6 protein-coding genes are annotated in these 5921 nt (G+C 66.9%); 2 read left to right on the top strand and 4 right to left on the bottom strand.

Annotated elements, in window-relative coordinates; translation table 11 throughout:
* Positions 1 to 68: 68 nt before the first annotated feature.
* From ACE3OV_RS13140 to gcvA, 4 genes are all read right to left on the bottom strand, one after another.
* Positions 69 to 962 (bottom strand): metal ABC transporter substrate-binding protein, encoded by an 894-nt coding sequence (locus ACE3OV_RS13140; RefSeq protein ID WP_374327703.1) that lies wholly within the window; start codon positions 960 to 962, stop codon positions 69 to 71.
* Positions 963 to 971: 9 nt separating this feature from the next.
* A complete protein-coding gene (locus tag ACE3OV_RS13135) occupies positions 972 to 2375 on the bottom strand; it encodes a TonB-dependent receptor (RefSeq protein ID WP_374327701.1) in 1404 nt (467 codons plus the stop codon).
* A gap of 76 nt (positions 2376 to 2451) precedes the next feature.
* Positions 2452 to 2727, bottom strand: a complete 276-nt coding sequence (locus tag ACE3OV_RS13130) for a hypothetical protein (protein WP_374327700.1) — start codon at positions 2725 to 2727, stop codon at positions 2452 to 2454.
* Between the two features lie 77 nt (positions 2728 to 2804).
* Positions 2805 to 3746 (bottom strand): transcriptional regulator GcvA, encoded by a 942-nt coding sequence (gene gcvA / locus ACE3OV_RS13125; RefSeq protein ID WP_374327698.1) that lies wholly within the window; start codon positions 3744 to 3746, stop codon positions 2805 to 2807.
* 269 nt (positions 3747 to 4015) lie between these two features.
* Between gcvA and ACE3OV_RS13120 the strand changes: the two genes are divergently transcribed.
* Both ACE3OV_RS13120 and ACE3OV_RS13115 read left to right on the top strand, forming a co-directional pair.
* On the top strand, positions 4016 to 5587 hold the full coding sequence (locus ACE3OV_RS13120; protein ID WP_374327697.1) for an acetyl-CoA hydrolase/transferase family protein: 1572 nt from the start codon (positions 4016 to 4018) through the stop codon (positions 5585 to 5587).
* Between the two features lie 147 nt (positions 5588 to 5734).
* On the top strand, positions 5735 to 5921 hold a 187-nt coding region (locus tag ACE3OV_RS13115; RefSeq protein WP_374327696.1), incomplete at its 3' end, for a hypothetical protein.

Raw genomic sequence — 5921 nt, 5'->3', positions numbered from 1 at the left:
GTCGCCGGGGCGCGGCGCCGGCGGCGGCCCGCCGGCGACGACGCCGTCGAGAACGAGCACTGGCGGATTCACCGCAGCCCTTGCAGCAGACGAGCGATGCTGTCGTCGAAGAGGCCGAACAGGTCCTGCGCCGCCGGCGATCCGCCGACGGTATAGGGCAGGACCAGGGCCGGGATGGCGGCGCGGCTGGCAAACCATTCGCTCGGCGCCGCCGGCTGATAGGCGGCGCGCAGGACCAGGCGCGCCGGCCGCGCGCGCTGCCGTTCGAGCAGCGCGGCGAGCTGGCCGCTGCTCGGTTCAACGCCGGGCTTGGGTTCGAGTGTGCCGATTTCCGGCATGCCCAGCCAGTACGTCAGGTAGGCGAAGGAGCCGTGATGGACCAGCACCGGCACCCCGCGCAGTGGCGCGGCGGCTTTTTCCCAGCGCCCAATCGCGCTCCGCCAGCGGCCGGCGAAATCGGCGAAGCCGGCGCGGTAGGCGGCGGCATTCGCCGGATCGACGCGCGCCAGCCGCTCGGCCAGCGCCTCGCCGATACGCAGCAGGCGGTGCGGATCGAGATGGACGTGCGGATTGCCGGCGGCATGCACGTCGCCGTGGGCACGGTCGAGCACGCTTGGCACCTCCAGCCGCTCAACCAGCGCTGCCGCCTCGAAATAGCCGTCGCGTCCCGGCTGCACCGCGGCATTGCCGGATTCGCGCAGGACCACCGGCAACCAGCCGGCTTCCAGTTCGGCGCCGGTGGCGACAACCAGTTGCGCACGGCGGGCTCGGGCGAGCAGCGACGGCCGCGCCTCGATCCGGTGCGGGTCCTGCAGCGCGCTCGTGGCGACGAAGACGGCGACGCGCTCGCCGCCGATTTCGCGCGCCAGCGCCCCCCACTCCGGCACCGTCGCGAACACCTCGAGCGCCGACCAGGCCGGCAGGCTGGCGAGGGCGGCGAGCAATACGATCAATCTGCGCATGACGTTTCCTCAGAACTTGTGCGCACCATGGGCACCGAGGCTCATGATGTACTGGACGGTGAACTGGTTGTCGGTGACGCCAGGCATCGAGCGGTCGCGCTCGTACTGCAGACGGACGCGGGAAAACTCGCTCCAGCTGTAATCGAGCATCAGCGCGCTGCGCTTCGGCCGGTAGCGGGCGAACATCAGGTTCTCGTCGCCGAGCTGGGCGAGCGCGTTGGCCCCGATGCGCAGGCTGCCCGAATCGAGCTGCTCGTGACGCAGGCCGGCACGCCAGTGCGGCGTGAACTGGTAGACCGCCTGCGCATACCAACCCGATTGCCGGCTGCGGTAGCTGTCGCGCGTACCGTCGCAGGCCGCCCCCGCCTCGTCGGAAACGCAACCGATATCGCCACGCTCGTCACGGTGGAAATACTCGGTCTGGAACTTGAAGTTGCGGTACTTCGGGTTGCCGTCGGGCGCCCATTTCCAGACGAAATCGGCCAGCCAGGTCCGGCTGCGGCCGGTAAAGGAGGCGTCGCCATGCACGTCGTTGGCGTCATGCACCTCCGCCTCGCGCTCCCGGGCGCGGGTATGCAGGTAGGACAAACCGGCGCGCCAGCTATGCGAGCTGCCGACATCGTCCCCCAGATGCACGAACAGGGCGCCGGCACCGGCGCGGTTCTGGTTACGGTCAGAGCCCGGGAAGTTGGCGCCGCGCCCGGCTTCGGCGCCGAATTCGAGCCAGATCGGCGTTGGCGCCAGCCACTTGAACTGCACCCCGTCCTGCGCGTAGCTGCCGTGCTCGCCGAACAGGGCCTGGTACATCAGCGGCGTGCTGGCGAAGTCCCAGGCATGTGGGTGCTGTTCGTTCTGGTAGCCGATGCCGGACAGGAAACGCCCGCCCTTGAGACCGATGCCGTGGTCGAGGCCGAGCGACTGGAACCAGGCCTCCTCGACTTCGACCTCGCCGTCGAGCGCCGCCAGGATCGCCTGGCCGCGCCAGTAGGGATCGACGTTGGCGGCCAGCATCAGCTCGGTGTGGTCGACCGAGAAACCGCGCTTCGAAACGCCCTTGATCCCTTCGCTTTCGTGGTCGTGCCCGCCCGCCGGCCAGAAACCGGCGATCGCCCGCTCGTCGATGTCCTTCATCGACTTGTACTGGCCCTGCAGGGTCAGCGAGATTTCCGGATTGAAGCCGCCGGCCGGGGTACCGAGACGCGGCGCCTCGGCCGCCGCCGCGACGGATGCGGGTTTCTCGGCCTGGGCGCGGCTCTGCGCCAGCTTGTCTTCGAGCGCGGCGATGCGCTGCTCGTAATTCTTCTTCAGTTCGGCGAGCTGGCTGCGGATGGCGGCCAGCTCGGCATCCTCGGCCGCCGGCGCGGCGCAGGAAAAGGCGGCCAGCAAGGCCAGAGCGATGGGTTTCTGCAACATGGGTGACTCCTGAAATCGACACGGGGCCGCCGCTGAGCACACTGCACAGCGGACGGCGAAACACGGGAAGGGGATTTCAGGCGGTCGGCGGTCCGCGCTGTGTCGGCTGCGGCGCTTCAGCCCGCAGCACCGTCGCGCGTATCCATGTCAACACCGCGCAAGACACCGGCGGCACACCAATGGGCAAGCTGGCTGGCGGCAGCGCTGCCGCCAGCACATGCGCGACCAGGCAGATGGCGCAGGTTTCCACTTCTCCGACATCGTCCCGGGCATGGGCGAGCTCGTGCAGCAGCGCGACCAGCGGGGCCAGGCAAAGCAGCAGGACGAGGGCGAAACGACGCGGAGCGGGCAAGGCAGAGCGAGCGGGAAAATGTAATGTTATATTATTACATTTTGTCGCTACAAACTGCCCGGGCAAACACAAAGGATTCAGGTTCCAGCAACCCCTTCACTCAGGATCCAGGCCCGGAAAGCGGCCACCGATGCCCGGCCGGCCAGTACCTCCGGCATTGCCAGCCAGTAGGCATAGGGCGACGGGATGCGCAGCGCGAACGGCCGGATCAAGCGGCCGGCGGCGACATCGGCCTCGACCAGCGGCGACAGCGCAAGCGCCACGCCCTGCCCGTCGAGCGCCGCCTCGACGGCCAGGATGGCGTTCGAGAAACGCAGGCCGCGCCCGGCATCAACGCCGGGCACGCCGGCTTGCGCCAGCCACTGCTGCCAGCCGGATGGCAGGTCCTCGTCGCTGATCGTCTCGTCGTGGATCAGCGGGTGGTGGCGCAGGTCGGCCGGCGCCGCCAGCGGTTTGTCCGAGCTGGGCAGGCGCGGGCTGCATACCGGCACGTAATCCGGCGCGAAGATCTTCTCGACGCGCAGGCCGGGATAACCGCCGCGACCGTAGCGGATGGCCACCTCGCAATCGGCGCTGCGCGGGTCGACCGGGCTGATCCAGCCGGTGTCGCCGTCGCGGTCGACGGTATCGTCACCGCTCGACAGGCGCAGGGCGATGCCCGGGTGAGCGGCGGCAAAACGCGGCAGGCGCGGCACCAGCCAGCGCGAGGCGAAACTGGGCGGGGCGTGGATGGTCAGCACGCCATCGTCGCCGCTACGCGTGCCATCGACGGCCGCCGCCAGACAATCGAAGCCGCGCCGTAGCTCGGGCAGCATGGCGGCGCCGGCCGCGGTCAATTCGATCGCCCGGGTCAGGCGGCGAAACAGCGCCACCCCCAGGTAGTCCTCGAGCTGGCGGATCTGCTGGCTGATCGCCGCCGGCGTCACGTGCAGTTCCTCCGCCGCCTGCTTGAAGCTGAGATGGCGGGCTGCCGCTTCAAAAGCGCGCAAGGCCGGCAGGGGAGGTAAACGATAGGCCACGGACGATTAAGTTTTTCTATTCCGTCGCATCATAAAGTGTCGTTTGTCGCCCGGCAAGCCGGTCCGTATTGTTGCGCCCCATCGAGTTTTCGACAGTTTTGGGCCGCCCCTGTGGGCGACACGGTATTTCGAAGCTGGCATGGCGCATGCGCGATGGCGGTTTCACCCTCATGCCTCAGTCTCCTCTGAGCATCACGCGCCCTTGAGTTGTGGGCTTGAGCCCGCCTTGTGCGGGCTTTTTTTTGGCTATCCGTATCTCACCAACGAACATGCAGACGACCAACGTTTCCTCCCGCATCCTTTGTCCCCACCTGCGCGGCAAGATCATGTCCGCCGAAGAGGCCGCCGCCCTGATTCCTTCCGGCGTCAACGTCGGCATGAGCGGCTTCACCGGCGCCGGCTATCCGAAAGCGGTGCCGTCCACGCTGGCCAAGCGCATCATGGATGCCAACCTGCATGGCAAGAAATTCAAGATCGGCGTGTGGACCGGCGCCTCGACCGCGCCCGAACTCGACGGCGCGCTGGCCATGGTCGATGGCGTCGAGATGCGCCTGCCCTACCAGTCCGACCCGACCTGCCGCAAGCGGATCAACGCCGGCGAGATGGAATACATCGACATCCACCTGTCGCACGTCGCCCAGTTCGTCTGGGGCGGCTTCCTCGGCAAACTCGACGTCGCTGTCGTCGAAGTCGCCGGCATTCTGGAAGACGGCCGCCTGATCCCCTCGTCGTCGGTCGGCAACAACAAGACCTGGCTCGATCAGGCCGACAAGATCATCCTCGAAGTCAATGCCTGGCAGAACCCGCATCTCGAAGGCATGCACGACATCTACTACGGCACCGCGCTGCCGCCGCACCGCAAACCGATCCCCATCCTCAAGACCGACGACCGGATCGGCGACCCCTATTACAAGATTGACATCAACAAGGTGATCGCCGTCGTCGAAACCAACAAGGCCGACCGCAACTCGCCGTTCACGCCGCCGGACGCGAATTCCAAGCTGATCGCCGGCCACATCCTCGACTTCCTGCAGCACGAAGTGAAGAAAGGCCGCCTGCCGGCCAACCTGCTGCCGCTGCAATCCGGCGTCGGCAACGTCGCCAACGCGGTGATGGCCGGCCTACAGGACGGGCCGTTCGAGAACCTGACCGCCTACACCGAAGTGCTGCAGGACGGCATGCTCGACCTGATCAAGTGCGGCAAGCTGACCTGCGCCTCGGCCACCTCGTTCTCACTGAGCCCGGCAGCGCTCGAAGAACTCAACGCCGACCTGCCGCGTTTCAAGGATTCGATCATCCTGCGCCCGCAGGAAATCTCCAACCACCCGGAAGTGATCCGCCGCCTCGGCGTCATCGCGATGAACGGGCTGATCGAGGCCGACATCTACGGCAACGTGAACTCGACGCACATCATGGGCACCTCGATCATGAACGGCATCGGCGGCTCCGGCGACTTCGCCCGCAACGCGTTCATCTCGATCTTCATGACCCCGTCGTCGGCCAAAAACGGCGCCGTTTCCTGCATCGTGCCGATGGTCTCGCACGTCGACCACACCGAGCACGACGTCCAGGTCATCGTTACCGAACAGGGTCTGGCCGACCTGCGCGGCCTGGCACCGAAGCAGCGCGCCAAGGTGATCATCGACAAGTGCGCGCACCCGAACTTCCGCCCGGCGCTGCGCGAATACTACGAGCGCGCGCTGCGCTACTCGCCGGGCCGCCACACGCCGCACCTGCTCGACGAGGCCTACACCTTCCTGCCCAACTGGGTGGCCAACCAGACCGCCCGCGCCGCCTGGCGCGACGACGCGACGGTGCAGGCCGACGCCTGGGCCAAGTAAGCCGCCACCAAGCGCTGGCTGAATCAGCCAGCGCAATGGGTGTCCTGAATCAATTGCCTTGCATCAATTGCGCTATGTCAATTGCGGCATTGCAAAACCAAGACCATAGGCATATTCTGATACGCTAATTTTTCGGCGTAAGAAGCTATGCCAACCAACCTCGTGCGCAACCTGTTCTCGAGCGACACGCGCCTGTATGCGCTGTCCTGGCGGGACGAGGGGATGCCGCAGCTGGAAGTCGAATGCTGGTGGGGTCGGGAGAGCCTGTCGGGCGGTTTCGAGTACGTCATCGACCTGGTGTCGCCGGACGCCCGGCTCGGCCAGTCGCGCTTCC

It is taken from the genome of Azonexus sp., from assembly GCF_041909095.1.
Classification (GTDB): Bacteria; Pseudomonadota; Gammaproteobacteria; order Burkholderiales; family Rhodocyclaceae; genus Azonexus.
The sequence above is the reverse complement of the archived record's forward strand: the minus strand, read 5'-3'. Positions and strand labels throughout refer to the sequence as shown.

What these genes read in the sequence shown, in the direction of transcription:
- ACE3OV_RS13140 (WP_374327703.1), bottom strand. Translation starts at nt 962, where the DNA reads ATGCGCAGATTGATCGTATTGCTCGCCGCCCTCGCCAGCCTGCCGGCC.
- ACE3OV_RS13120 (WP_374327697.1), top strand. Translation starts at nt 4,016, where the DNA reads ATGCAGACGACCAACGTTTCCTCCCGCATCCTTTGTCCCCACCTGCGC.
- ACE3OV_RS13135 (WP_374327701.1), bottom strand. Translation starts at nt 2,375, where the DNA reads ATGTTGCAGAAACCCATCGCTCTGGCCTTGCTGGCCGCCTTTTCCTGC.